General features: G+C 62.2%; 18 protein-coding genes and 5 pseudogenes. 11 read left to right on the top strand and 12 right to left on the bottom strand.

The window, feature by feature from the left end; genetic code table 11:
* Positions 1 to 423: pseudogene (locus tag ACYVD0_RS23065) on the top strand (IS701 family transposase); the annotation flags it as partial.
* A 293-nt stretch (positions 424 to 716) separates the two neighbouring features.
* Here ACYVD0_RS23065 and ACYVD0_RS23060 read toward each other — a convergent pair.
* Entirely contained in the window at positions 717 to 1,019 is a 303-nt protein-coding gene (locus tag ACYVD0_RS23060; protein ID WP_460428957.1) for a hypothetical protein, read from the bottom strand.
* 118 nt (positions 1,020 to 1,137) lie between these two features.
* On the bottom strand, positions 1,138 to 1,887 hold the full coding sequence (locus tag ACYVD0_RS23055) for an IS5 family transposase (RefSeq protein WP_460428956.1): 750 nt from the start codon (positions 1,885 to 1,887) through the stop codon (positions 1,138 to 1,140).
* A gap of 334 nt (positions 1,888 to 2,221) precedes the next feature.
* On the opposite strand from ACYVD0_RS23055, the pseudogene ACYVD0_RS23050 reads away from it, so the two are divergent.
* Positions 2,222 to 2,461: pseudogene (locus ACYVD0_RS23050) on the top strand (integrase core domain-containing protein); the annotation flags it as partial.
* A gap of 73 nt (positions 2,462 to 2,534) precedes the next feature.
* Here ACYVD0_RS23050 and ACYVD0_RS23045 read toward each other — a convergent pair.
* Positions 2,535 to 2,747: pseudogene (locus ACYVD0_RS23045) on the bottom strand (IS4 family transposase); the annotation flags it as partial.
* Positions 2,748 to 3,142: 395 nt separating this feature from the next.
* Between ACYVD0_RS23045 and phbB the strand changes: the two are divergent.
* From phbB to phaR, 8 genes and pseudogenes are all read left to right on the top strand, one after another.
* Positions 3,143 to 3,886, top strand: a complete 744-nt coding sequence (gene phbB / locus ACYVD0_RS23040) for an acetoacetyl-CoA reductase (RefSeq protein ID WP_460428960.1) — start codon at positions 3,143 to 3,145, stop codon at positions 3,884 to 3,886.
* A gap of 63 nt (positions 3,887 to 3,949) precedes the next feature.
* Positions 3,950 to 5,128: an acetyl-CoA C-acetyltransferase gene (locus ACYVD0_RS23035; protein WP_460428955.1), complete on the top strand. Its 1,179-nt coding sequence runs from the start codon at positions 3,950 to 3,952 to the stop codon at positions 5,126 to 5,128.
* A 250-nt stretch (positions 5,129 to 5,378) separates the two neighbouring features.
* The gene (gene phaC, locus ACYVD0_RS23030; RefSeq protein WP_460428954.1) at positions 5,379 to 7,082 is read left to right on the top strand and encodes a class I poly(R)-hydroxyalkanoic acid synthase; all 1,704 of its coding nucleotides are present in this window, start codon (positions 5,379 to 5,381) and stop codon (positions 7,080 to 7,082) included.
* 217 nt (positions 7,083 to 7,299) lie between these two features.
* Positions 7,300 to 7,814 (top strand): annotated as a pseudogene (locus ACYVD0_RS23025) (transposase); the annotation flags it as partial.
* A gap of 190 nt (positions 7,815 to 8,004) precedes the next feature.
* Positions 8,005 to 8,598 (top strand): cysteine hydrolase family protein, encoded by a 594-nt coding sequence (locus ACYVD0_RS23020; RefSeq protein ID WP_460428953.1) that lies wholly within the window; start codon positions 8,005 to 8,007, stop codon positions 8,596 to 8,598.
* A 500-nt stretch (positions 8,599 to 9,098) separates the two neighbouring features.
* Positions 9,099 to 9,659: a Smr/MutS family protein gene (locus tag ACYVD0_RS23015; RefSeq protein ID WP_460428952.1), complete on the top strand. Its 561-nt coding sequence runs from the start codon at positions 9,099 to 9,101 to the stop codon at positions 9,657 to 9,659.
* A gap of 91 nt (positions 9,660 to 9,750) precedes the next feature.
* Positions 9,751 to 10,296, top strand: coding sequence for a GTP cyclohydrolase I (gene folE, locus ACYVD0_RS23010; RefSeq protein ID WP_460428951.1), 546 nt, complete (start codon positions 9,751 to 9,753; stop codon positions 10,294 to 10,296).
* 176 nt (positions 10,297 to 10,472) lie between these two features.
* A complete protein-coding gene (phaR, locus tag ACYVD0_RS23005; protein WP_460428950.1) occupies positions 10,473 to 10,997 on the top strand; it encodes a polyhydroxyalkanoate synthesis repressor PhaR in 525 nt (174 codons plus the stop codon).
* A gap of 60 nt (positions 10,998 to 11,057) precedes the next feature.
* Here phaR and ACYVD0_RS23000 read toward each other — a convergent pair whose 3' ends face one another.
* The 3 genes from ACYVD0_RS23000 to ACYVD0_RS22990 all read right to left on the bottom strand — a co-directional run bounded on the left by ACYVD0_RS23000 (position 11,058) and on the right by ACYVD0_RS22990 (position 13,115).
* Positions 11,058 to 11,594: a phasin family protein gene (locus ACYVD0_RS23000; RefSeq protein WP_460428949.1), complete on the bottom strand. Its 537-nt coding sequence runs from the start codon at positions 11,592 to 11,594 to the stop codon at positions 11,058 to 11,060.
* Between the two features lie 90 nt (positions 11,595 to 11,684).
* Positions 11,685 to 11,933 carry a hypothetical protein gene (locus tag ACYVD0_RS22995; RefSeq protein ID WP_460428948.1) on the bottom strand — a complete coding sequence of 83 codons (249 nt, stop codon included), beginning with the start codon at positions 11,931 to 11,933 and terminating at the stop codon, positions 11,685 to 11,687.
* 66 nt (positions 11,934 to 11,999) lie between these two features.
* Positions 12,000 to 13,115 carry an AraC family transcriptional regulator gene (locus tag ACYVD0_RS22990; protein ID WP_460428947.1) on the bottom strand — a complete coding sequence of 372 codons (1,116 nt, stop codon included), beginning with the start codon at positions 13,113 to 13,115 and terminating at the stop codon, positions 12,000 to 12,002.
* A 387-nt stretch (positions 13,116 to 13,502) separates the two neighbouring features.
* Between ACYVD0_RS22990 and ACYVD0_RS22985 the strand changes: the two genes are divergently transcribed.
* On the top strand, positions 13,503 to 13,703 hold the full coding sequence (locus ACYVD0_RS22985; RefSeq protein ID WP_460428946.1) for a hypothetical protein: 201 nt from the start codon (positions 13,503 to 13,505) through the stop codon (positions 13,701 to 13,703).
* Positions 13,704 to 13,901: 198 nt separating this feature from the next.
* Here ACYVD0_RS22985 and nfuA read toward each other — a convergent pair whose 3' ends face one another.
* The 6 genes and pseudogenes from nfuA to ACYVD0_RS22955 form a co-directional block, all read right to left on the bottom strand.
* Positions 13,902 to 14,486 (bottom strand): Fe/S biogenesis protein NfuA, encoded by a 585-nt coding sequence (gene nfuA / locus ACYVD0_RS22980; protein ID WP_460428945.1) that lies wholly within the window; start codon positions 14,484 to 14,486, stop codon positions 13,902 to 13,904.
* Positions 14,487 to 14,621: 135 nt separating this feature from the next.
* Positions 14,622 to 15,182: pseudogene (locus ACYVD0_RS22975) on the bottom strand (fatty acid cis/trans isomerase); the annotation flags it as partial.
* Between the two features lie 73 nt (positions 15,183 to 15,255).
* Positions 15,256 to 16,794: an outer membrane factor lipoprotein domain-containing protein gene (locus ACYVD0_RS22970; protein ID WP_460428944.1), complete on the bottom strand. Its 1,539-nt coding sequence runs from the start codon at positions 16,792 to 16,794 to the stop codon at positions 15,256 to 15,258.
* Positions 16,791 to 19,898 (bottom strand): efflux RND transporter permease subunit, encoded by a 3,108-nt coding sequence (locus ACYVD0_RS22965; protein WP_460428943.1) that lies wholly within the window; start codon positions 19,896 to 19,898, stop codon positions 16,791 to 16,793. The genes ACYVD0_RS22970 and ACYVD0_RS22965 overlap by 4 nt, the downstream gene beginning before the upstream one ends.
* 100 nt (positions 19,899 to 19,998) lie before the next feature.
* Positions 19,999 to 23,091: an MdtB/MuxB family multidrug efflux RND transporter permease subunit gene (locus ACYVD0_RS22960; protein ID WP_460428942.1), complete on the bottom strand. Its 3,093-nt coding sequence runs from the start codon at positions 23,089 to 23,091 to the stop codon at positions 19,999 to 20,001.
* On the bottom strand, positions 23,088 to 24,368 hold the full coding sequence (locus tag ACYVD0_RS22955) for an MdtA/MuxA family multidrug efflux RND transporter periplasmic adaptor subunit (protein ID WP_460428941.1): 1,281 nt from the start codon (positions 24,366 to 24,368) through the stop codon (positions 23,088 to 23,090). Before ACYVD0_RS22955 ends, ACYVD0_RS22960 begins: the two co-directional genes overlap by 4 nt.
* Positions 24,369 to 24,473: the final 105 nt, after the last annotated feature.

Here is a 24,473-nt window from a genome sequence, read left to right as displayed (position 1 = left end):
TGCTCGGCAGGCGAAGGCACTCAGGGACCGCGTCTGCACGAGTGGGCCTATCTGGAGCTGGCAGACCTGAAGGCCAGTGACCATGGCCTATCCGCGACAGGACTGTGGACACGGGGCCTGCTGATTCGCCGCCGCCTGGTCGATGGGGAACTGGCCTGTTTCACCACCTGGGCGCCGGCCGGCACGCCCCTGGAAAAGCTGGCCTGGGTAGAAGGCCATCGCTGGTCGATCGAGGCCTCCTTCGAAACCGCCAAGAACGAACTGGGGCTCGAGCATAACGAGGCCCGCTCCTGGCATGGCTGGCATCGCCATGTGTCGCTGGTCATGCTGGCGTTTGCCCTGCTGGCCGCGATCCGTCACCGTGCCAATGCCCTGCCGTGCTCAAAAAAACAGACACAGCCTCTCGTCCCCGTGCAGAGTTGATCCGCTGGTCCATGCAGGAAATCCGCCGCATCGTCACCCGCCTGGCACAGCGCCTGATCGATCCGGCACAGATCATTGCCTGGTCATGTTGGCGAAGGGCTCATCAGGCCGGGGCCAGGCGGGCTCATCTCACTTCCAAAATGCAACTGTAGTGTTAGGAGCGTCAATGTGCCGATGGAGCGCTTCTTCAGAAGCCTGAAGTCGGAATGGAGCCAGACCTCAGGCTATCGCAGCCGCGAAGAAGCTGAGGCCGACGTTTATCCTCGAATGAAGCGCTAAAGTCCGACAGGCTGCTAGGATTGCATCGCCTTGGCGATGGCCTCGATATGGTCACCGAAGACATCGAGCTCCTCTGCCATGATGAGGCCAGCCATGTGTAGACCCATCAGCACCCCAAACAGCTGGGAGCCTGCCACTCGATCACCCTGCCCCAGGCGCTTGCACAAGATATCGATCACCTTGCCGGCGGCGAATGGATCAGGCAGGTCGGCCACAGCCAGAGCATCGGTGATATCGATGGCGAGCCGGACAGCGTCGGGGCCGTAGGTTTTCAGCTTGGCTAGCTCTTCCTGGCGGTTGATTCGCGGGGAAGACATGGGGGCGCTCCTGTTCGGCTTGGGGCGGTGTATGTGCAAAACAAGCCGGTGAAGGGATAATACGCCAAAGGCTTTTTGGTAAATAAAAAGGCTATGTCTGAGTTAGGGCCTGTTGACGTCACATGGGGAGCCATGGAAACCCACAGGCCATGGTCACCATGCTCTCGTGATTTCGCTTCAGCCTGTCGTAGCGGAACGCCACGGCGCGGTAATGCTTCAGCCGCGCAAAGGCATTCTCGACCAGATGCCGGTAGCGATACAGCCCCCGGTCCAGATCGGCATTGCCCTTGATCGAGTTGCGCTTTCGGGGAATGACCGCCCGGGCACCCTGCGCCTCGATCCGTTCGCGGATGCGCTCACTGTCATGGCCCTTGTCGGCCACGATCACCGCGGCGGACGGCAGCTGTGCAATCAGCTCGGGGGCCGAGCTACAGTCATTGACGTTTCCCCCGGTGATCTCGAAGGCCACAGGCAATCCATGTGCATCGACGGCCAGGTGGAGCTTGCTCGTGTTTCCTGCCCGGCTTTTGCCGATGGCTTCGGGCTGGTCGCTGGCCGCACCGGCACTGTGCTGGTGGGCCTTCACATAGGTACCGTCGATGAACGCCCACTCGAAGTCGGGTTCCTCGATCAGCCTGTTGAAAACCTTGAGCCACTTGCCGGCCGCCGACCACGCATTGACGCGCTTGCAGACCGAGTTCCAGCGCCCGAAGGCGCTGGGCAGGTCTCTCCAGGGGCAGCCTGCACGCATCCGGTAGAGCATCCCCTCGACCGTCATGCGCAGACCCGGCTTGTGGTGAATGGCTTGCTGAAGCAGAACCTTTTCCAGCTTCGACCAGCGTTCGTCGGTGAGCATCGATCGGGGCATTGCCAGCCTGCGGAGGGATCGCTGTGGGAACCTTGATTTTGCAGGCTTTCCCGCCCTCATCGACCCCTCTGGCTCGAAACGTCAACACCCCCTAGGGAAAAAGAGTTCCCGATTCTGGTGAAATACGATCGTCCCCTTGCCCGAGTTTCCCGATGAAGCAACTGTCCTTCGCCGATGCCGGTTGGATGCAGGCTCAACTCTACCTCCTATCGATCGTCAGCCTCAGTACCGTCAGAGTGCTTCGCACAACAGCTCCTGGCAATTCGCCGACGGTATCTCACCTATGTCTCCACCTGGCAGGGCTTCGTCTATGTCGCCATCGTCATCGACGTCTTCGCCCGGCAGCGTAGGGAACTCCTACGACAATACCCTGGCCGAGATCATCAACGGGCTTTACAAGGCTGAGGTGATCCACCGGCAGTCGTGGAGGAGCCGCGAGGCGGTGGAACTGGCGACGCTGGCCTGGGTGGACTGGATCAACCATCGACGGCTGCTGGAGTCGGTCGGCAACGTACCGCCCGTCGAGGCTGAAGCAGCCTATTATCGACAACTCGACGAGTCCGCCATGGCGGCGTTACTCACATCAATGAACCTTCGGAGTTTCCGGAGCGGTTCATCTACTGTACGAGCATGCCATGAAAGTGGTCTTTCTCCCCGAGCTTGGTCAGGGACACCGGCAGGTTTTCCACCTGGCGCTCCGCGGCATGCAGCGAAGGGCGCAGGCCCAGGGCAGCCAGCGCCATCTGCTCGATCACCGTGGAGAACAGCAGTTCGCGCGGATACTGGCGTTGCCGGTGGGCCTTGAACACCTCGTCGACCCAATCGGCCCACATGGCCCGCTCCAGCGCCAGGCGTGCCATGACACTGGCCGGTGCCTGCTTCTCGAACCGCGCCAGGACTGCATCCCACATCGTCTTGTTCCCTCTGATCGACTGCGACTGGCGAGGGAGTTTACTCAAAGACCTTGAAAGGAGTGAGCTTGAGAACTGCAGGCAATCCACTTATCGAACCGGGCTTGGCTGTTCAAACAAACGGGGCCACTTCTCATATCGCAGCGAAAAAGTCACCCAGGAACTCTTTCGGAGGATGGCATCGATAGCCAGTACGATGTCACCCTCGGGCACTATCCTAAAACCTCGCACGGCCTGAGAATCGATCCCCGCAAGTCACAACACCATTGACGCTGCGCAGCTCACGTGCTGCTTCTTGCAGTCGTGAGCCGCCAGAGTCTCCGACAATCAAGGAAGGGAAATCTATGAGCAATCAACGAATTGCATTCGTAACGGGCGGCATGGGTGGAATCGGGACTGCAATCAGTCAGCGCCTTTACAAGGAAAACTTCACTGTAATCGTCGGATGTACTCCGCAGTCCAAACGCAAGGATGGCTGGCTCGCCGCCCAGCGTGACAGCGGTTTCTGCTTCGAAGCCTGTGAACATGACGTGACCGACTGGGAAAGCACCCAGCGCGCCTTTGCCGAACTGCGGGAGCGCGTCGGCACGATCGATGTCTTGGTGAACAACGCCGGCATAACTCGCGACGCCAGCTTCCGCAAGCTCACTCCGGAAAGCTGGAGTGCGGTGCTCAACACTAACCTCAACGGCATGTTCAATACCACCAAGCAGGTCATCGAAGACATGCTCGGCAAGGGCTGGGGCCGTATCATCAACATCTCGTCCATCAACGGCCAGCGCGGCCAGTTCGGCCAGACTAACTACTCCGCTGCCAAAGCCGGCATCCATGGCTTCACCATGGCCCTGGCCCGCGAAGTAGCCAGCAAGGGCGTGACCGTCAACACCATCTCCCCTGGCTACATTCTCACCGAGATGACTGGCGCTATGCGTCCGGAAGTTCTCGAGCAGATCGCTGCCAGCATTCCGGTCGGCCGCCTAGGCCAGCCCGCGGAAATCGCCAGCATGGTTGCCTGGCTTGCCTCCGATGAGGCTGCCTATGCCACTGGTGCCGACTTCTCCATCAACGGCGGTCTGAACATGCAATGACGTCATTCGGGAAGCTACTAGGCTTTCCGATCAGGCTTCCCTATTCATACGAGGTTTTCCTTCATGAAAGAGGTTGTAATTGTCGCTGCAACTCGGACTGCAGTCGGCAGCTTCCAAGGGTCCCTGGCCAACATTCCCGCCGCAGAACTGGGCGCAGCAGTGATCCGTCACCTGCTCGAACAGACCAAGCTGGATGCTGCACAGGTCGAGGAAGTGATTCTGGGTCAAGTTCTCACTGCTGGCGTAGGCCAGAACCCGGCCCGCCAGGCAGTGATCAAAGCAGGCCTGCCCCACACGGTTCCGGCCATGACCCTGAATAAGGTCTGCGGCTCTGGCCTCAAGGCTCTGCACCTGGCTACCCAAGCCATCCGCTGTGGTGATGCCGATGTAATCATCGCTGGTGGTCAGGAAAATATGAGTCTCTCGCCCTATATTCTTCCTGGTGCCCGCACGGGCCTACGCATGGGCCATGCTAATCTTCTCGACAGCATGATTCAGGATGGTCTGTGGGATGCCTTCAACAACTACCATATGGGCATCACCGCAGAAAACCTAGTCGAGAAATTTTCCATCTCTCGGGAGGAACAGGACGCTTTCGCTGCCGCGTCCCAGCAGAAGGCGGTGGCGGCCATTGAAGCCGGTCACTTCCGGAGCCAGATTACGCCCATCACGATTCCCCAGCGCAAGGGAAATCCGATCGTTTTCGACACCGACGAGCAGCCGCGTGCCGAGACCACCCTCGAATCCCTGAGCAAACTCAAACCAGCTTTCAAGAAAGACGGAAGCGTCACAGCCGGCAATGCCTCCAGCATCAATGATGGCGCTGCCGCTGTGCTGCTGATGAGCGCCGAGAAAGCCAAGGCGCTCGGCCTGCCGATTCTGGCGCGAATCAAGGCTTATGCTAATGCAGCTGTCGATCCGGCCATCATGGGCATCGGCCCAGTTTCGGCCACTCGCCACTGCTTGGAAAAGGCGGGCTGGAGTCTGGATGAGCTGGATCTGATCGAAGCCAACGAAGCCTTCGCTGCCCAATCTCTGAGCGTTAGCAAGGAACTGGGGTGGGATACCAGCAAGGTCAACGTAAACGGCGGCGCCATAGCCATCGGCCACCCCATCGGGGCCTCCGGTTGCCGCATTCTGGTCACCTTAGTGCACGAGATGATTCGACGTGATGTAAAAAAAGGCTTGGCAACTCTCTGTATCGGTGGCGGACAGGGTGTAGCCCTTGCAGTGGAGCGTTGAATCCTGATGACCTAAACCTGCTCGACTAGCGATACGGATACGGGTGAGCCCTCACGGGCTCATCCGTATCCGTGTGCTGCCGACTGGCGTCCTGAATTGGCAATTCGCTCCGGAATGACAAGCGGCTACGGCAACGAGCGACCGCGACCTGAGAGATCGCCGTTCGCTTCAGGATACCAGTCCGCCATTGGCAATCGGACCAGGACTTCGATCCAGTCCGTGAATCTGTACGCTTTTCAGGATAAACGTCATGGATCAAGCCCCATCCTTCGCAAGTTTTTGGTCAGCTCAGACGCCTTTTGTCGCCCATTTCGCCTTGCAACAACTGCGCCTCTGGGTGAGCGCCTCACCTTGGTTCGCCGATACTGATAATGCGCAATGGTTCGACATTCCAGCAGAACGCCTGCACCAGATGCAGGCCGACTATCAGCGCGAATGGTACCAACTCGGCCTGCAGCTTCTTTCGAGGAAACCGTTCAGCTTCACAGACAAGCGTTTCGCCAGCGATAATTGGAGCTCCCCGCTCTTCGGCTCGCTGGCCTCTTACTATCTGCTCAACTCCCGTTATATGATGGAACTTCTTGAGGAGTTGAACATACACGAAGAGAAGCCCCGACAGCGCCTCTATTATCTGGTGGAGCAGGCCATCGCTGCCAGCGCACCGAGTAATTACTTCGCCAGCAATCCGGATGCGCTGGAAGCCTTAGTGAAAAGTAACGGCGTCAGCCTGTTCAACGGCATGCTGCACTTGGCCAGCGATTTAAAGGAAGGCAAATTGCGCCAGTGCGACAGTGGCGACTTCCAAGTGGGACGCGATGTAGCAACAACACCTGGCGACGTAGTATTCGAGAATGATCTGTTCCAGCTCATCCAGTATCGACCGCTCAGCGAGAAGCAATACCAGCATCCGATGCTGGTCGTTCCCCCATCGATCAACAAGTATTACATCCTCGACCTGCGTCCGGAGAACTCCCTGGTTCGCTATGCCCTCGAACAGGGCCATCAGGTATTCTTGGTTTCGTGGCGTAATTTCGACACAAGCTGCGCCGACAAGACTTGGGACGATTTCATCCAAGATGCCGTGATCAAGGCCATCAAGGTTACCCAAGCCATCAGTGGTGAGCAGCAGCTCAACTGCGTCGGATTCTGCATTGGCGGAACCCTGCTGAGCAGTGCTCTTGCAGTACTTGCAGCCCAAGGAGACAAGGACTGCATCAGCAGCTTGAGTCTGCTGGCCACCTTCCTCGACTATTCCAATACTGGAGTCATCGACGTTTTCGTCGACGAGCACCTCGTCACCCAACGGGAACGCACCATCGGCGGCAAGGGGGGGCCGGTCGGCCTGTTCCGCGGTCAGGACATGGGCAATACTTTCTCCCTACTACGTCCCAACGAACTGTGGTGGAACTACACCGTGGACAAATACCTGAAGGGGCAGAAGCCACGGACCTTGGACATGCTGTTCTGGAACAATGACAGCACAAATCTTCCTGGACCGATGTACTGCTGGTATCTGCGGCATACCTACCTGCAAAACGATCTCAAATCCGGCGAACTGGAATGCTGCGGGGTCAGGCTAGACCTGAGCAACATCAAGGCCCCCACATACCTGCTCGGCACCCAAGACGACCATATCGTCCCTTGGCGCAGTGCCTACAATACCAGCAACCTGTTTTCCGGAAAGGTTCGCTTCGTTCTCGGCGCTTCGGGACATATCGCCGGAGTCATCAACCCGCCAGCACAGAACAAGCGTCACTACTGGACCAACGAGCAGACGCCAGCCGATCCGGATGCCTGGATGGAGTCTGCCGAGAAGAAACCCGGCAGCTGGTGGAACGACTGGTTCGTCTGGCTGGCTCAACATGCTGGCGAGCGACGCCCGGCTGTCGGGCAGAGCGGAAATGGCGAATATCGCGTTCTGGAGCCGGCACCAGGTCGCTACGTGAAGGGTTGACAGCATCTCCCTCAAATGAGCGGTCAGCCAGCCTGACCGCTCCTTCCTTTCGTGCCCTCCAGCTAGGTTCTTATATGGACGTCTTATATGGACATCCCCCCCGGCAACGGGCCAACCGCAGCACCTCTGCATCGATAGAGGATCCTCGCTGCCCGGCATCGCAGTGCCAAAGCGAAGCGTGTGACTAACAAGCATCACTTGAGCAGTGAGGATCCCCATGAACCATAGCGTGATTGGCATGGATATCACTAAGAAGGTTTTCCAGCTGCATACCGTTGATTCACACACTCGGGAAAAATCGAGCGCATCACGCTGCGGCGCGAGGACGTCCTGGCGTTCTTCGCCAAGCGTCGGTCCTACCTGGTGGCGATAGAGGCGTGCGGCAGTGCCCGCTGGTGAGCACGCCAGCTTCAGCCGTTGGGGCATGAAGTGCGACTGCTTGCTCCTCGCTCGGTCCGTCCCTTCGTGCTGCACAACAAGAACGATGCGGCTGACGCCCAGGCCATCTGGACCGCTGTGCAGCAGCCCGGCGCTTGCCAGGTCGCGATCAAACAGGCCGATCAGCAGGCCATTCTTTCGCTGCAGCGGATTCGCGCCCAACTGCTGAAAGTCCGCATCATACAGAGCAATGCATTACGCGGCCTGTTTTACGGGTTCGGGATGGTCTTGCCAGAGGACCATGCCCGGCTAGCCAAGGCTATGCCGGAAGCCTTCGCCCATGCAGAGGGCCAAGATGCCATTCAAACCGATGCCGTGACTCGGCGCATCCGGCAAAGGTCACTTGGCGCCCCTGCCACTGCGGGCTCGGTTGGTACCCTGCCGCCCAGCGGCCAGCCCCATGCCATAGACTTAAGGTGATATTTGTTCACTTCTGCCGGCAGGAAGGAGACAATCTGCGTCGTTTTTCCATGGAGGAGCTACCATGCCCCAACCACAAACCCTGCTGCAGATCACAGGCCGCAGCTTCGCACCGGCCCACCTGAAGAATGCCACCCTGCTTATCATCGACGCGCAGGAAGAGTATCGCAGTGGCGTCTTGCGCCTGCCCGGAATCGAATCTTCGATCGTGGAAATCGCCAGCCTGCTGGCTGCCGCCCGCGCCGTAGGCACCCCGGTGGTGCATGTGAAGCACCTCGGCATTCCCGGCGGTTTTCTCGATCCACAAGGGGCGCGTGGCCAGCTTATCCCGGAAATCTCCCCTCTGCAGGGAGAAATTGTCGTGGAAAAGCGCCTGCCGAATGCCTTCTCCGGTACCGATCTGCATGACCGACTACAGACAATCGGCCGTCTGGATCTGATCGTCTGCGGCTTCATGACCCACTCCAGCATCAGTACCACCGTGCGTGCGAGCAAGGATTATGGTTATCGTTGCACCTTGGTGGACAGCGCCTGTGCCACCCGCGACTTGCCAAGCCCGAGCGGGACCATCAGTGCAGAACAGGTCCACCGCATCGAGATCGCCAGCCTTGCCGACAACTTCGCGGCCGTGGTGCCCGATGCGAAGGCACTGATCTAGTTCATCCCGCTCAGCCAGCACAGTGCTGACGGAGGATATTCGATGCTCGGCGACAGACTGCACTGCCGGTTGCCGAGCCGGCCTTGGGCCAAGACCTCAGCGAGAGGAATCATCAATGAACTCGCCTGACGAAACCGACTCCCCCCAGCCAATCAAACGCAGACCCCAGACCGGCCGCTGGCGCCTCGGCGCAGCGATTGCAGCGCTGTTCGCCTCGCTAGGCATATTGCTCGCCATGGCCGGCACTGCCGCCCTGCTTGGTCGGGCTCCGGGTCCCGGAGCAGGCCTCGAAGATCCAGCCCTCTCCTTCGGCTCCGCCACTCTCCTCTTGGCCTTCGGCCTCCTGCTACTCTGGGCCGGCATCCGTGCCTGGCGCATCTGCCGGCGAGGTCTACGCTCCGCGCGCCACCCCGGCCCGGCCACTCCCCCGCGGAAAAAGCACGACTGACGCCAGCAGGCATCCATTGGTTACACTAGATGCCCTTCGCGGAGGCCAGCCCATGTCCGATGACGATTTTTCTCTTTTCCAATCCGCCATCTGTGGCGTCAAACCGCTGCGCCAGGATGATCGCGCCGATACCGGTGCGCCCCGGCGCGATCACCGGCAGATCGCCAGCCGCCGCCAGGCAGCCATGCAGCAGGTCGAAGCCCAGAAAGTCGATGGCCTGTCCGACCAGTTCGTCATCGATGTGGGTGCCGAAGACGAACTTCACTGGGCACATGACGGCGTTCAGGAAGGCCAGACGCGCAAGCTCAAGGCCGGACAAATCACCTTCGAGGGAAGTCTGGATCTGCACGGCATGACGGTGGAGAGGGCCCGCGAAACACTCTGGGACCTCCTCGCCGAAGCCGCCAGCCTGGAAGTGCGCTGTGTGCGTGTTACCCACGGCAAGGCTGCCCGCCTGGATGGCAGGCGACCAATGGTCAAAAGTCACGTCAACACCTGGCTGCGACAGCATCCACAGGTACTCGGCTTCGCCTCCTGCCTGCCCCGCCATGGTGGTACCGGCGCAGTCTATGTGCTGCTCAAGCGCACCATGCTCGAAGGGCGTAACGAATAACCGGAGCCCGACAGTAAGCTTGCAAGCCTGGTCGGGGGCCCCTAACCTGCACGTTTGTATATCCCATCTAGAAGCTTCCGCAGGAATATCCATGTCCCTGGAACAGCAGTACACCGCGATTCTCGCCTACCTCGGCGAGGACGTTTCCCGTGAAGGCCTGGTCGACACGCCCAAGCGCGCGGCCAAAGCCATGCAGTACCTCTGCCGCGGCTATCAGCAGACTCTCGAGGAAGTCGTCAACGGCGCACTGTTCAGCTCGGACAACAGTGAAATGGTGATGGTGAAAAACATCGAACTGTATTCGCTCTGCGAGCATCACATGCTGCCGTTCATCGGCAAGGCGCACGTAGCCTATCTGCCCAATGGCAAGGTGCTGGGCCTGTCGAAGGTCGCCCGCATCGTCGACATGTATGCACGGCGTCTGCAGATCCAAGAGAACCTCACCCGCCAGATCGCCGAAGCCGTGGAGCAGGTCACTGGAGCCTCGGGCGTTGGTGTGGTGATCGAAGCGCAGCACATGTGCATGATGATGCGCGGCGTGGAGAAGCAGAATTCCACCATGGTCACCTCGGTGATGCTTGGCCATTTCCGCAGCAATGCAGCTACTCGTAGCGAATTCCTCAGCCTGATCAACTGACAACGATGGGTGCCCCGGTCCGCGAATGACCGGGATACGTCCTTGGCGCAGACTGGCGAAGCTAGAGCGAGGTATCGTCCAGCCAGCCCCACCAGCGCTATTCCCTCTACCTAGGCAAGCCAGGCAGCCTCAGTTTGGGCTAACATATTGGCCCCGTTACACAACGAGATATTCGCATGTCAGCCAAGGGCCGGAACGATGTCCGTCTGATCAAAAAGTACCCCAACCGCCGTTTGTATGACACCCGCACCAGCAGTCACATTACGCTTGCCGATATTCGCCAGTTGGTGATCAGCGAAGAGCCCTTCCAAGTAGTCGATGCCAAAACCAGTGAGGATCTGACCCGCAGCATCCTCCTGCAAATCATCCAGGAAGCTGAAAGCGACGGTGAGCCGATCTTTTCCAGCGAAATGCTTAAAGGGATTATCCGCTTCTACGGCCCCTTCCAAGGACTGCTTGCCAGTTACCTGGAGAAAAGCATCCAAAGCGTCATAGACGTACAAACCCAGGCCGGAGTGCAGTCGACCCAAGCCTGGACCGACTTCATGCAGAGCCAGGCCCCAATGATGCAAGACCTGATGCGCCAGTACGTCGAGCAATCCAAGAAGCTCTACCTGAACACCCAGAACATGTTCGGCATCTTCTCCGGCTTTGCCGGCAAGGCTGGCGGAAAAAAAGATGGCGATGAAGGTCAGAGCTGACTTTCATCGCCAAAGGACTCAAGGAAGGTAAAATCGTGGCACTGCGGTCGCCAATTGCCGTCAGGCAGTCTTCTTGCCCGAAGCCTGGGAAGTTGCCTGACCTGCAGCATGGGCAGCCGCTTCAATACCGCTTGCGCTGATCTCAGAAGCCTGTTTGGCGGCCTTCTGTGCGCTCTCGTATACGTTACCGGCCCCCTCGACGGCAGACTTGAACACGGATACGACCGGCTCGGCGCTGGCCGGAGCGTTCTTGCAAATCTCCTCGACGATTTCCTGGGCCTGCTGGGTACCGATCTCGATCTGACGCTCGGTCAGCTTGGTGATCTCTACTTGGAAGCGGGAAATGAGGTCGTAAGTCTGGCGGCTGAACTCCATGAAACGCTCAGCTTGCTCATTGGGCTTGAAGAAGGAGGTTTGCAGCTCCAGGAAAGCTTGAGGATCACGCACCGATAGCAGCTTGCGCACGCTCTCGAAATTGTCATCAGCCGCAGCCCGCAAGGTCTTGAACTGCAGCCTGGAGAACTCCTCAGTGCTCTCGAAAATTTTGCTGCTCAGTTGCTGCACTGCTTCCAGGTTGGATTTCGAAGCACTTTCCAATTTTTCCAGATCAAAAAAGACATGGCATATCTCCTGCTTAAATGACGGCCTGACTGGCCTGGCGCGCCGCTGCTGACGCCTTCATTGGATTCAACGGGCAAATTTATTGTTGCGCCGCAAAAATGTTTTCGCAAGCATTTTTTGCATTGCAAAAAATTTTGCTGACCTAAAGGATTTTGCCTGGAAAACAGGCATCAGCATGCTACATTGAGCACTAAAGCAACTGGCACACGTGACCATAACTCCCTCTGGGGCGCCTTCCATCATGAAAAAAGCTCTATCAATCAGAAATATTTTGCACTGCAGGATACGAAGCGCCGCCACCAGATCGCTCGACATACCTCGGATGCCTATCGAACAGACTTTCAGGCCCAAAACCTTTGTACTCCGTATCCTTGAGGCAGACTACCCATATGCAGCGACGGCACAGTTTTCCGCAGACTCGCCACGAAGAAGGCTCCTGTGAGCCCGATACTGCCCAGGGGTCATGCCAAACCAACGCGAACAGGCTCGGAAAAAACTGCTGTGTTCGTGGAACCCCAGCAGATAGGCGACCTCCTGCAGGCTGAAATGCGAATGATGCAGGTACAGGTGGGCCTGCTCACGACGGGTTTCGCTCAGCAGATCCTTGTACTGCGTGCCCTCCTTCTTCAGACAACGCTGCAGGGTACGCTTGCTGACGCAGAGCGCCGCCGCTACCTCCTCGACAGTCGGCTCGCCCTCAGCCAGACGCTCCATGATCAACTGCTGGACGCGCCAAGTACTCAACTGTGAGGTCTGCTCGTGCAAGCGTTGCTCGGCGAAACGCTCATGCATGCTCGCCAAGGCCGCATTTGCCGTACTCAGGGGGGAATCCAGCAGAGCCGCATCGAACAGTATGGAATAATTGGATGAATCGAATTCCATGGGGCATTGCAAGATACGGCGGTATTCCATCGTATCAAGCGGCTCAGAGTGCATGAACTCGACACATAACGGCATGAATTGCGGGCTCCCATATAACCAACGCAGGTAGGAAAGCAAAGCTGCCATACTAATATCGTAGAACTGGCGCGGTATGTGTTTACTGCCGCCATGACGGTCGCTGCACAGGCGATAAACGCTGCCCTCCTTGTCCAAAGAAAAATCGACTCCATTGTCGATCAACGAGCAGAAGCGAACCAAATGCTCCAGTGCGCACTTCAAATTGGGGCTCGACATCATCACATAGCCCACCACATCGTAGATCCCAGGCTTGACCAGCCCATAGGCCTTGAGCCCTATATCCGGATTGCCGCTCTGCACCACTGCCCGATTCAGGATTCTCGAAAGATCCTTGACCCGGCAACCAGCCATATCGTTGAAAATCTCCGAACTTAAATCCAACTCCTTGAGTAGATTATTAACCTCCAAACCCTCTGCCCTAAGCGTCTCCTCGACGAGTCGTGCATAACTCACACTGACTGTAAACATATCCCTTACCGCGCTCTTTTCCATGGGCCAAAGACCAAAGACATGTGAAGAAACCAATGCTTCAAGCATTCTAGTTCCTACTGCAGATCTTGCTCCCGCCGGAGTGGGCCGGGAGCAATGCCTCATGTATCACATGCCTCAAAGATTGACATCATCCGAGACCGTGCGTTCTCGACAGCGTTATATCCATTTGCCGCTATAGCGTAAGCAATGGTATGGATTCTTCATCCCACTCCGGCGCTGATGCGCCAAGATGGCAGGTGTGAGTCGCCAGCCATCATCAGGTTGAGGATAAGCCCAAATGACCATTACCCGGGTCGGGGTCGACATTGCAAAGTCGGTGTTCCACATGCATGGCGTGGACCGCCATGACCAGGTCCATTGGCAGGGTAAATACTCCCGCGAGAAGTGGCTGGAAGCCCTGTCAAGCGAGTGCCCCCTGGAGCGGAGATCGGCATGGAAGCCTGTGCGTCCTCGCAGGAGCTGCTGCAGCACGGCTATCATGCCAGGCTCATTGCCGCTCAATTCGTGAAGCCCTACGTGAAGAGCAAGAACGACCGGGTCGATGCCGAGGCGATCTGTGAGGCGATGAGCCGCCCCAGCATGCGCTTCGTAGCGGTCAAGACCACTGCCCAGCAGGATACCCAGGCACCATGAGGATACCGGTGAGACGGCGTACCGCAGTTGGCGCGCATAATCTTTCCGCTTAAAAGGGCTGGAGATGGTGTCCATGATAATTAGGTAGACACCATCTCCCGGCTCAGCGGAGTCAGACAGATGACGTGGGCGGACGCTTAGCACATAAAGGAAAGGCGGCCATAGCCGCCTTTCGTCATTCTCCCCCACCATCCACCATCAGTAGTAGGCGTTTTCCCGGTTGCTGTGGTCGGTGACGTCACGCACGCCCTTGAGATCCGGGATACGCTCCAGCAAGGTCCTCTCCACGCCGTCCTTGAGTGTCATGTCGACCATGCCACAGCCCTGGCAGCCGCCGCCGAAACGCAGCACGGCGATGCCCTCCTCGACGATGTCCACCAGGCTTACCTGGCCGCCGTGGCTGGCCAGACCCGGATTGATCTCGGTCTGCAGGTAATAGTTGATCCGCTCGCCCAGCGGGCTGTCCTCGTCGATCATCGGCACCTTGGCGTTCGGCGCCTTGATGGTCAGTTGGCCGCCCATGCGGTCGCTACCGTAGTCGACTATGGCATCCTCGAGGAAGGGCTCGCTGACGGAGTCGACCCACACGGTGAAGCTCTTCAGTGCCAAGGCGGTGTCGTCCGGATGGCGCTCGGCCGGCTTGCAGTAGGCGATGCAGGTTTCGGCGGTGGGCGTACCGGGCTGGGTGATGAAGATGCGGATACCGATGTCGGTGCTGTTCTGCTTGGCCAGCAGCTCGGCCAGATAGTCGTGTGCGGCGTCGGTGATGGTGATGGCGCTCATGGCAGCTCCTCGCGAATATGCTCTCGAGTGTACGCCAAGCCCCCTGGGGGATAAAGTCCTAGTAAGCTTGTCGGATTAGCTCCGAGGAGCTGCACCAGACGAGTCCCCTCACAGATTCTGGTAGCGGTTCACGTCCAGCACCCCGGCTTCCAGCGGCTCGGTTTCACGCTGCCAGGCCGAGAGGTCGTTGAAGTAGTGCCAGAGCTCGGGGTGGCAGCGGCGAATGCCGGCCTGGGGATTGTCCCGGGCGAAGGCCGCGAACTCGCCGGGCTGCGGACAGCTGTTCTGGCGCCCGATGCCGATCTCCAGCCCCTCCGGCAGCCTGACGTTGCGCTCCAGCGGCCGGCTGCGGCCGAGTTCCAACATGCGCGCCATCAGCGCGGCCTGGCCGTCCGCATCGAGCACCGAATGAAAGCCCTTGCGCCGCCAGGCCGCCTCCCCCTCGGCATTGCGGAACAACCGGGTGGTTTCCTGGGCCTCGGTACACAGGCCGTTGTACACCGGCAGCTTGTGGGCACCGCACTGCACCCCTTCACCCTGCCCAGATTGGGGCTGGCAGGGTGAGTCGTAGCAGGCGTGGCAGGCCACGCACTTGGCGGTGAAGATCGGCTGGATGTCGCGTCGATACGACAGCTCTTCGGCCCGCGCCATGGCGCTCAGCGCCAGCAGCACGGAGAGGAAAAGGCGAAGCGGCATGGGACAAGTCCTTGAGGATGGCAGATATTCTAACCGCAGGCGCAACCCGTCACCGGTCCCCGGCCAGACGCCGTTAGTCCTCTTCCGGCTTCTCTTGCTTTGCCTGCGCCTTCTCCAGCTGCTCGTCCAGCTTATCCAGATCGCCCAGTTCGACGCTGTCCCAGCCGCCGCCGAGGGCGGCGATCAGCTGCACGCTGGCAGTCAGCCGGTTGCTCAGCAAGGTCAGGCTGGTGCGTTCGTTGGTCAGTGCTGCGGTCTGCACGTCGACCACGCTGTTGTAGTCGACGGTGCCGGCCTTGTACTGGTTCTCCATCAGCCGGCGTGACTCTTGGGCGGCTTCCACCGCCTCCTGCTGGGCCTGGCTCTCCCTCTCCAGCACGCTCAACTGCACCAGGTAGTCCTCCACCTCGCGAAAGCTGTCCAGCACGGTCTGCCGGTAGGTCGCCACCGTCTGCTGGTGGGTGGCCCGGGCCTGATCCACCCGGGAGCGCAGCAGACCGCCGTCGAACAGGGTCAGGGCCATCTCCGGGCTGAAGTTCCAGAAGCGGTTGTCCTTCTCGAACCAGTCGTCCGTATGGCTAGTGCGATAGCCGCCCGCCGCGCTCAGGCTGAAGGTCGGGAAGCGGGCCGCCTTGGCCACGCCGATCAGCGCGTTGGCGGAGATCACCTCGCGCTCTGCCGCGGCCACGTCCGGGCGCCGCTCGAGCAGTTGCGATGGCAGCAGCGAGGGGATTTCCGGCAGCGTCGGCAGGCTGTCCAGCTCGGCCAGGGCAAACTCGGACGGCGGCACGCCGATCAACACGGCGATGGCGTGCTCCAGCTGGGCACGCTGGTATTCCAGATCGATAGCCTGGGCCTCGGTGCTTTTCAGCTGGGTCAGCGCCTGGGTCACGTCAGCCTTGGTGACCATGCCGGCGCGGTACTGGTTTTCGGTCAGGCGCAGGCTGCGCGCATAGGCCTCCACCGTGGCCTTGAGCAGGCGCCGCTGGCCGTCCAGCACACGCAGCTGCAGGTAGCTCTGCGCCAGCGTGGACTGCTGGCTAAGACGCACCGCGGCGAGGTCGGCGGCGCTGGCCTGCAGGCCGGCGTGGTCCGACTCCAGCTGGCGGCGCAGCCTGCCCCAGATGTCCAGCTCCCAGCTGATGCTGGTGACCGCGTTGTAGCTGTTGGAGATGTCGCCGCCACCGCCGCCAGTGCTCACCGTGGAGCCGTCGGCCAGCCGCACTGTTCCCCCGCCGCCGCTGGCGGTCGCCGAGCGGGTCTCGTCGATGTTGGCCCGGCCGGTCGGATAGAACGCCGCCTTCGCCGCGCGCACTGCGGTCTTCGCCTGAAGATACTGGGCCACGGATTGAGCGACGGTCTGGTTGGACTCGTCCAGACGGAGCATCAGATCGCTCAGGAGGGGGTCGGCGTACATCTCCCACCAGGGGCCGCGCTCGCGCTCGTCGGCCGGCGTGGCGAGCTTCCAGCCCTGGCCCTCCTTGAAGCTGTCCGGGGTGGAGAGCTGCGGACGCTGGTAGTCCGGGCCGAGAGTGCAGCCGGCCAGAGCCAGGGCGAGGGTCACCGCCCAAGCAAGGCGGTTCGGTCCGGAAGATAAAACAGATGCGGTCATAACGAGGTATCCAGAGCAGCATCGCTGCACACGCCGCGCCAGCGGTTGAAGCGGTGACGCAGGCGGTCGAAGAACAGGTAGACCACCGGCGTGCTGTAGAGGGTGAGCAACTGACTGAGGAGCAGACCGCCGACGATGGCGAGCCCCAGCGGGCGGCGCATTTCCGCGCCCTCGGCGGTGTCCAGCAGCAATGGCAGGGCGCCGAGGATGGCCGACAGGGTGGTCATCAGGATCGGCCGGAAACGCAGCAGGCAGGCGCGACGGATTGATGCTTCCGGGCCGAGCCGCTCCTGGCGCTCCAGCTGCAGCGCCAGGTCGATCATCAGGATGGCGTTCTTCTTCACCACGCCGATCAGGAGGAACAGGCCGAGCAGCGAGATCAGGCTGAACTGGTCGCCGACCAGCTCGATCGCCAGTAACGCACCGACGCCCGCCGAAGGCAGTGTGGAGAGGATGGTTAGCGGGTGGATGTAGCTCTCGTAGAGGATACCGAGCACGATGTACACCACCACCAACGCGCCGAGGATCATCAGCGGCTGGGCCTTCTGCGCCTGCTGCAGGGCGCCGCCGGTACCACCGAGCAGCCCCTGCACTTCGGTCGGCAAGCCGACCCGCGCCACCGCCTGCTGGATCGCCTGATTGGCCTCCACCGCGCTGTAGCCGGGCGCGATGGAATAGCCGATGTTCTCCGCGGCGAACTGGCCCTGGTGCTGCACCCGGTCCTCCTCCAGGCTGCGCTCCCAGCGGGCGAAGGCCGACAGCGGCACGCGCAGCCCGTCGTCGGTGATCAGTTGGACCATGTCCAGCGCCTCGGGAGACTGGGCATACCTGGGGTCGATCTCCATCACCACCTTGTACTGATTGAGGTCATCGTAAATGGTGGAGATCTGCCGCTGACTGAAGGCGTTGTTCAGCACCGCAGTGACCATGTCCATGTCCACGCCCAGACGCTTGGCGGTTTCGCGATCCACCATCAGGCGAATCTGCTGGGCACCCTCGCCCTGGTTGCTGTCGAGGTCGGTGAGCTGCGGCAGCGCAGCCAGGGCTTCGCGTACCCTGGGCAGCCAGGTGCGCAACAGGTCCAGATCGCTGGAGAGCAGCACGTACTCGTTCTCCGAGCTGCGCCCCTGACGGCCGCCGAACTGCAGGTCCTGGTCAGCCATGAGAAACAGCTGGCCGCCCGGAACCTTCGGCAGGCTCTTGCGCAGGCGGTCGATCACTTGCTGGGCGGAGAGGTCGCGCTCGGCGATAGGCTTCAGGCGCACGATGATGAAGGCGTTGCTGATCCCGCCCCTGCCACCGATGAAACCGGCCGCGCTCTGCACCGCCGGATCGGCCAGCAGCGCCTGGCGGAAGGCCTGCATCTTCGGCTGCATGACCTGGAAGGACAGCCCGTCGTCACCACGGACGAAGCCGATCAGCTGGCCGGTGTCCTGCTGTGGGAGGAAGGTCTTGGGCACCGCGACATAGAGGTAGAGGTTCAGGGCGATGGTTGCCAACAGCCCGAACAACATCAGCTTCGAATGCGCCAGGGCCCAGTCCAGGCTGCGCGCATAGCCGGCCAGCACCCGCGCCTGCAGGCGGCTGGCGAAGCGTCCCAGGCGACCGGGGGCGCGGGCCTCCTGCCCGGCCTTCAGCCAGCGCGCGCAGAGCATCGGCGTCAGGGTCAGCGAGACCAGCAGGGAGATCAGGATGGCCACCGCCAGGGTGATCGAAAACTCGCGGAACAGCCGCTCGACGATGCCGCCCATGAACAGTATGGAGAGGAACACCACCACCAGCGACAGGTTCATCGACAGCAGAGTGAATCCCACCTCCCGCGAGCCCTTGAGCGCCGCCGCCAGCGGTTGCTCGCCGTCCTCGATGTGCCGGGCGATGTTCTCCAGCACCACGATGGCGTCGTCCACCACCAGCCCGGTGGCGATGATCAGCGCCATCAACGACAGGTTGTTCAGGGAAAAGCCCAACAGGTACATCACCGCGAAGCTGCCGACCAGCGACACTGGCACCGCCAGCGCCGGAATCAGCGCGGCGCGCCAGTGGCCGAGGAAGGCCAGCACCACCAGGATCACCAGGCCCACGGCAATCAGCAGGGTGCGCTCGGCCTCGTGGAGGGTGGCGCGGATCACCGGCGAGCGATCCATCGCCACCTCCAGCTCGACGCTGGCCGGAATCACCTCGCGCAACGCCGGCAGCCGGGCGCGAATCTCGGCGACGGTTTCGATGATGTTGGCGTCGGCCTGGCGGTTGACGATCAGCAGCACTGCATCCTTGTCGTTGTAGAAGCCGCTGTTGTAGCGGTCCTCCACACCGTCGTGGACCTGCGCCACGTCACTCAGGCGCACCGGCCCGTCGTTCTGGTAGCGGATCACCAGCGGCCGGTAATCGGCGGCACGCTCCAGCTGGTCGTTGGCCTGCACCTGCCAGTGGCGTTCGGCGTCCTCCAAGGCTCCCTTGGGCCGCCGGACGTTGGCCGCGGCGATCGCTGCGCGCACCTCGTCGAGGGCGATGTTGTACTGGTCGAGCAGGCGCGGCTCCAGTTCGACCCGCACCGCTGGCAGCGAACTGCCGCCGACCTGTACTTCCCCCACCCCGCTCACCTGCGCCAGCTTCTGCGCCACGATGGTCGAGGCGACGTCGTAGAGCTGGCCCTTGTCGAGTACCGGCGAGGTCAGCGAGAGCACCATGATCGGCGCCTGCGAGGGGTTGACCTTGCGGTAGGTGGGCATGCTGCGCATGCCGCTGGGCAGCAGGGTGCGCGCCTTGTTGATTGCCGCCTGCACCTCGCGGGCGGCGGCGTTGATGTCACGACCGATGTCGAAGAGGAGGATGATTCGCGTGTTGCCCTGACTGCTGCGACTGGTCATCTCGCTGATCCCGGCGATGCCGCCGAGGGCGCGCTCCAATGGTGTCGCCACGCTGGAGGCCATGATCTGCGGGCTGGCCCCGGCCAGGTTGGCCTCCACGGTGATCGCCGGGAAGTCCATCTTCGGCAGCGGCGACACCGGCAGCAAGCCGAAGCTCAGTGCGCCGAGCAGGAGGATCGCCAGGCTCAGCAGCAGGGTGGCCACCGGGCGCCGGATGAAGGGGGCGGAGAGGTTCATGCCCTTTGCCCCTCACCCCGGCCCTCTCCCCGTAGGGGCGAGAGAGTGCTGCGGACATCCCCTCTCCCCTCCGGGGAGAGGGTCAGGGTGAGGGGAAGGCTCATACCGCCACCCCCGCCGCGCTGCGGCCCATGAAGCGCCGCGACAGGCGGTCGAAGCCGAGGTAGATCACCGGCGTGGTGAACAGGGTCAGCAACTGGCTGAGCAGCAGGCCGCCGACCAGCACCAGGCCCAGCGGCTGGCGCAGTTCGGCGCCGGAGCCCGTGGCGAGCATCAGTGGGATGGCGCCGAACAGCGCGGCCAGGGTGGTCATCAGGATCGGTCGGAAGCGCAGCAGCGCCGCCTGATGGATCGCCGCCTGCGGCTCCATGCCCTGATGGCGCTCGGCCTCCAGGGCGAAGTCGATCATCATGATCGCGTTCTTCTTGACGATGCCGATCAGGAGGATGATGCCGATAATCGCAATCAGCCCCAGGTCGTTGCCGGAGAGCAGCAGCGCCAGCAGCGCCCCCACCGCGGCGGAGGGCAGCGTGGAGAGGATGGTGATCGGGTGGATATAGCTCTCGTAGAGCACGCCGAGCACGATGTACATGGTGACAATGGCCGCGAGGATCAGCAGCAGGGTGCTCGACAGCGAGGCGCGGAACGCCTCGGCGGCGCCCTGGAAGCGGCTCTCGATGCCGCCGGGCAGGCCGATCTCCTGCTGCACCCGCTCGATCGCCGCCACCGCCTCGCCGAGCGAGACGCCCGGCGCCAGATTGAACGACAGGGTCACCGCGGGGAACTGGCCGATGTGATTGATCAGAAGCGCCGCCGCCCGCTCCTCGACGCGCGCCAGGGAGGACAGCCGCACCTGGCCACCTCCGGCGCTGGCCACGTGCACCTCGTCCAGCGCCGCCGGACCGAGGCCGTCGACGGCCCGGCTTTCCAGCACCACCCGGTACTGGCTGGCCTGGGTGTAAATGGTCGAGATCTGCCGCTGGCCGAAGGCGTCGTAGAGTGCATCGTCGATGTTGGCGACAGTCACCCCGAGGCGCGAAGCGGCATCGCGGTCGATGTTCAGGTAGACCTGCAGACCTCGGGTCTGCAGGTCACTGGCCACGTCGCTCAGCTCCGGCAGCTCGGTCAGCGCCTCGACCAGCCTCGGCGTCCACTCCTCCAGCAGCGCGCCGTCCGGCGACTCCAGGCTGAACTGGAACTGGGTGCGGCTGACCCGGTCCTCAATGGTCAAATCCTGCACCGGCTGGAGGAACAGCTGGATACCCGGCACCGCCGCCAGCAGCGGGCGCAGCCGCTCGATCACCTGGCTGGCGGTGACCTCCCGCTCGGCGTGGGGCCTGAGGTTGATCAGCAGACGCCCGCTGTTGAGGGTGACGTTGTCGCCGTCCACGCCGATGTAGGAGGACAGGCTGGCCACCGCCGGGTCCTGCAGGATGACCTCGGCCAGGCGCTGCTGGCGCTCGCTCATGGCGCGGAAGGAAATGCTCTGCGGCGCCTCGGAGATCCCCTGGATCACCCCGGTATCCTGAACGGGGAAGAAGCCCTTGGGCACCGCCTGGTAGAGCACCACGGTGAGACCGAGGGTGGCCACGGCGATCAGCAGGGTCAGCGCCTGGTGGCGCAGCACCCAGTGCAGGCCGATGTCGTAGCGGGCGATCAGCCCGTCGATCCAGGCGCCGCTGGCGCGGTAGAAGCGGCTCTGCTGCTCCTTCTGCTCGTGCTTGAGGAACAGCGCGCACATCATCGGCGTCAGCGTCAGCGAGACCAGCAGGGAGATCAGGATGGCCACCGCCAGGGTGATGGCGAACTCGCGGAACAGCCGACCGACCACGTCGGCCATGAACAGCAGCGGGATCAGCACGGCGATCAGCGAGAAGGTCAGCGAGATCAGGGTGAAGCCGATCTGCTTCGCCCCCTTGAGGGCGGCCTCGAGCGGCATCGCGCCCTCCTCCAGGTGGCGGGCGATGTTCTCCAGCATGACGATGGCATCGTCCACCACGAAGCCGGCGGCGACGGTCAGCGCCATCAGCGTCAGGTTGTTGATGGAGAAACCGGCCAGGTACATCACCCCGAAGGTGCCGATCAGCGACAGCGGCACGGCGATCGACGGGATCAGCGTGGCCGACAACTTGCGCAGGAAGACGAAGGTCACCAGCACCACCAGGCCCACCGCCAGCACCAGCTCGAACTGCACGTTGCGCACCGCGGCGCGGATCGTCTGGGTGCGGTCGGTGAGCTGGATCACCTCGAGGCTGGCCGGCAGGGTCGCGGAGATCTGCGGCAGCAGCGCCTGGATGCGCTCGACCACCTCGATGACGTTGGCCCCCGGCTGACGCTGGATGTTCACCAGCACCGCTGCGTTGCGGTTGGCCCAGGCGGCCAGGCGCTCGTTCTCGGTGCCGTCGACGATCCGCGCGACATCCTTGAGACGCAGGGTGGCGCCGTTCTGGTGGGCGAGGATCAGGTCGCGGTATTCGGCGGCGGACTTCAGCTGATCGTTGGCGTCGAGCTGGGACACCCGGGTCGGGCCATCGAAGTTGCCCTTGGGCTGGTTGACGTTGGAGGCGGTAATCAGCGAGCGCACGTCGGACAAGTTCAGGCCATAGGTGGCCAGTGCCTGCGGATCGACCTTGATGCGCACCGCCGGGCGCTGGCCGCCAGCCAGGCTGACCATGCCGACGCCGCTGATCTGCGCCAGCTTCTGCGCCATGCGGGTGTCCACCAGGTCGTTGATCTCCGGCAGCAGCATAGTCGCCGAGGTGACCGCCAGGGTCATCACCGGAATGTCGGCCGGGTTGACCTTGTTGTATACCGGCGGCGTCGGCAGGTCTCCGGGCAGCAGGTTGCTGGCCGCATTGATCGCCGCCTGCACCTCCTGCTCGGCGACATCCAGGTTCACCTCCAGGCTAAAGCGCAGGGTGATTACCGAGGCGCCGCCGGAACTGGTCGAGGACATCTGTTTGAGGCCCGGCATCTGCCCGAACTGGCGCTCCAGCGGGGCGGTCACCGCGCTGGTCATCACCTCCGGGCTGGCACCGGGATAGAGGGTCATCACGCGGATGGTCGGATAGTCCACCTCGGGTAGCGCGGAAACCGGCAGCAGGCGGTAAGCGATCACTCCGCAGAGGAAGATCGCCAGCATGATCAGGGTGGTGGCGACCGGACGGTGAATGAAGGGGCGCGAGATATTCATGCGTCGGGCTTCGCTGCCTGCGGCCGAGCGGCCGGTGCGGGTTTGGGCACTTCGCCGTTGGCCTGGCGGCTGTCGTCGATCACCTCGACCTTGGCGCCGTCGCGCAGGCGGTCGGTGCCCTCCAGCACCAGCCGCTCGCCGACGCTCAGGCCCTCCTCGATCAGGGTCGTGGTGCCGTCGCCGGGACCGGCCGTCACATAGCGCAGCTGCACCGTGCCATCGCTGCCGACCAGGTAGACGAAGGTGCCCCTGGAGCCGAACTGCAGCGCCGCCGCCGGCGCCAGCAGAGCCTGACGGCGGGTGGTCACGCGCAGCCGGACGTTGACGAACTGGTTGGGGAACAGGCGCTGCTCGGCATTCTCGAAGCGCGCCTTGAGGCGCACGGTGCCGGTGGTCAGGTCGATCTGGTTGTCCAGGCTTTCCAGCTCGCCCGTGGCCAGACGGTTGCGCTCGCTGCGGTCCCAGGCCTCCACCGGCAGGCGCTGGCCTGCGTGCAGCTGCTCCAGCACCTGCGGCAGCTCGCCCTCGGGCAGGGTGAAGCTGACCGTGATCGGCAGGGTCTGGGTGATGGTCACCAGCGGCGTGGTGTCGCCGCTGCTGACCAGGTTGCCGGCGTCCACCTGACGCAGGCCGAGGCGCCCGGCGATGGGTGCGCGTATCTGAGTGTACTCCAGGTTCACCTTGGCCTCCTCGACCGCCGCCAGGTTGGAGCGGACCGTGCCCTGGTACTGCGCGACCAGCGCCTCCTGGGTGTCGAGGGTCTGCTTGGCGACGGAGTCCTCGGCGTACAGGGTCTTGTAGCGGGCCAGGTCGATCTCGGCGTTGCGCAGCTGCGCGCGGTTCTGCTGCAGGGTGCCCTCGGCCTGCTTCAGCGCCGCCTGGTAGAGGCGCGGGTCGATCACCGCCAGCAGGTCGCCGGCCTTGACCTGCTGCCCCTCGCGGTACAGCACCTTGACCAGCTCGCCGTCCACCCGCGAACGCACGTTCACCGTGTTGTAGGCGGTGACCGTGCCCAGCGCCTTGAGCTCGACCGGGAAATCGCCCTGCCTCACCTCGCCCACGCGCACCGGCACCGGCCCGCCGAAGGGACCGCCCGGCCCGCCTGTCCGCCCCATTCTCGGAACGCCCGCCGCCGGACCGGCCGGGCCCCTGGCGCCGGAAAACGCGGGCCACTGCCACCAGGCGACAAGCGCGCCGACAACGAGCACCACCAGCACCCCGTAGAGCCAGCGGCGGCGGGGAGCGGGAGAAGGAGCATTCAGGTTCGACTCGGACATGACGGACAACCACTTTCAAGGGAGGCTGAACGATAAGTAGTCGCCTCGACCAAGCAAAGGGCCTTTACGGGTCTTTTACGTTAATTTTCCGCAATCGCCTAACAC

Source organism: Azotobacter armeniacus, from assembly GCF_054779355.1.
Note: the sequence above shows the minus strand (reverse complement) of the source record. Positions and strands in the feature narration are given on the sequence as shown.

Bases quoted from the DNA above. Each gene is read 5' to 3' on its own strand.
- ACYVD0_RS22970 (WP_460428944.1), bottom strand. From the start codon at position 16,794: ATGACCGCATCTGTTTTATCTTCCGGACCGAACCGCCTTGCTTGGGCG.
- ACYVD0_RS22995 (WP_460428948.1), bottom strand. From the start codon at position 11,933: ATGTCGAGCGATCTGGTGGCGGCGCTTCGTATCCTGCAGTGCAAAATA.
- ACYVD0_RS23055 (WP_460428956.1), bottom strand. From the start codon at position 1,887: ATGCCCCGATCGATGCTCACCGACGAACGCTGGTCGAAGCTGGAAAAG.
- ACYVD0_RS22955 (WP_460428941.1), bottom strand. From the start codon at position 24,368: ATGTCCGAGTCGAACCTGAATGCTCCTTCTCCCGCTCCCCGCCGCCGC.
- ACYVD0_RS22960 (WP_460428942.1), bottom strand. From the start codon at position 23,091: ATGAATATCTCGCGCCCCTTCATTCACCGTCCGGTCGCCACCACCCTG.
- ACYVD0_RS23020 (WP_460428953.1), top strand. From the start codon at position 8,005: ATGCCCCAACCACAAACCCTGCTGCAGATCACAGGCCGCAGCTTCGCA.
- phaC (WP_460428954.1), top strand. From the start codon at position 5,379: ATGGATCAAGCCCCATCCTTCGCAAGTTTTTGGTCAGCTCAGACGCCT.
- ACYVD0_RS22990 (WP_460428947.1), bottom strand. From the start codon at position 13,115: ATGCTTGAAGCATTGGTTTCTTCACATGTCTTTGGTCTTTGGCCCATG.
- phaR (WP_460428950.1), top strand. From the start codon at position 10,473: ATGTCAGCCAAGGGCCGGAACGATGTCCGTCTGATCAAAAAGTACCCC.
- ACYVD0_RS23015 (WP_460428952.1), top strand. From the start codon at position 9,099: ATGTCCGATGACGATTTTTCTCTTTTCCAATCCGCCATCTGTGGCGTC.
- ACYVD0_RS23035 (WP_460428955.1), top strand. From the start codon at position 3,950: ATGAAAGAGGTTGTAATTGTCGCTGCAACTCGGACTGCAGTCGGCAGC.
- ACYVD0_RS22985 (WP_460428946.1), top strand. From the start codon at position 13,503: ATGGAAGCCTGTGCGTCCTCGCAGGAGCTGCTGCAGCACGGCTATCAT.
- ACYVD0_RS22965 (WP_460428943.1), bottom strand. From the start codon at position 19,898: ATGAACCTCTCCGCCCCCTTCATCCGGCGCCCGGTGGCCACCCTGCTG.
- nfuA (WP_460428945.1), bottom strand. From the start codon at position 14,486: ATGAGCGCCATCACCATCACCGACGCCGCACACGACTATCTGGCCGAG.
- phbB (WP_460428960.1), top strand. From the start codon at position 3,143: ATGAGCAATCAACGAATTGCATTCGTAACGGGCGGCATGGGTGGAATC.
- folE (WP_460428951.1), top strand. From the start codon at position 9,751: ATGTCCCTGGAACAGCAGTACACCGCGATTCTCGCCTACCTCGGCGAG.
- ACYVD0_RS23060 (WP_460428957.1), bottom strand. From the start codon at position 1,019: ATGTCTTCCCCGCGAATCAACCGCCAGGAAGAGCTAGCCAAGCTGAAA.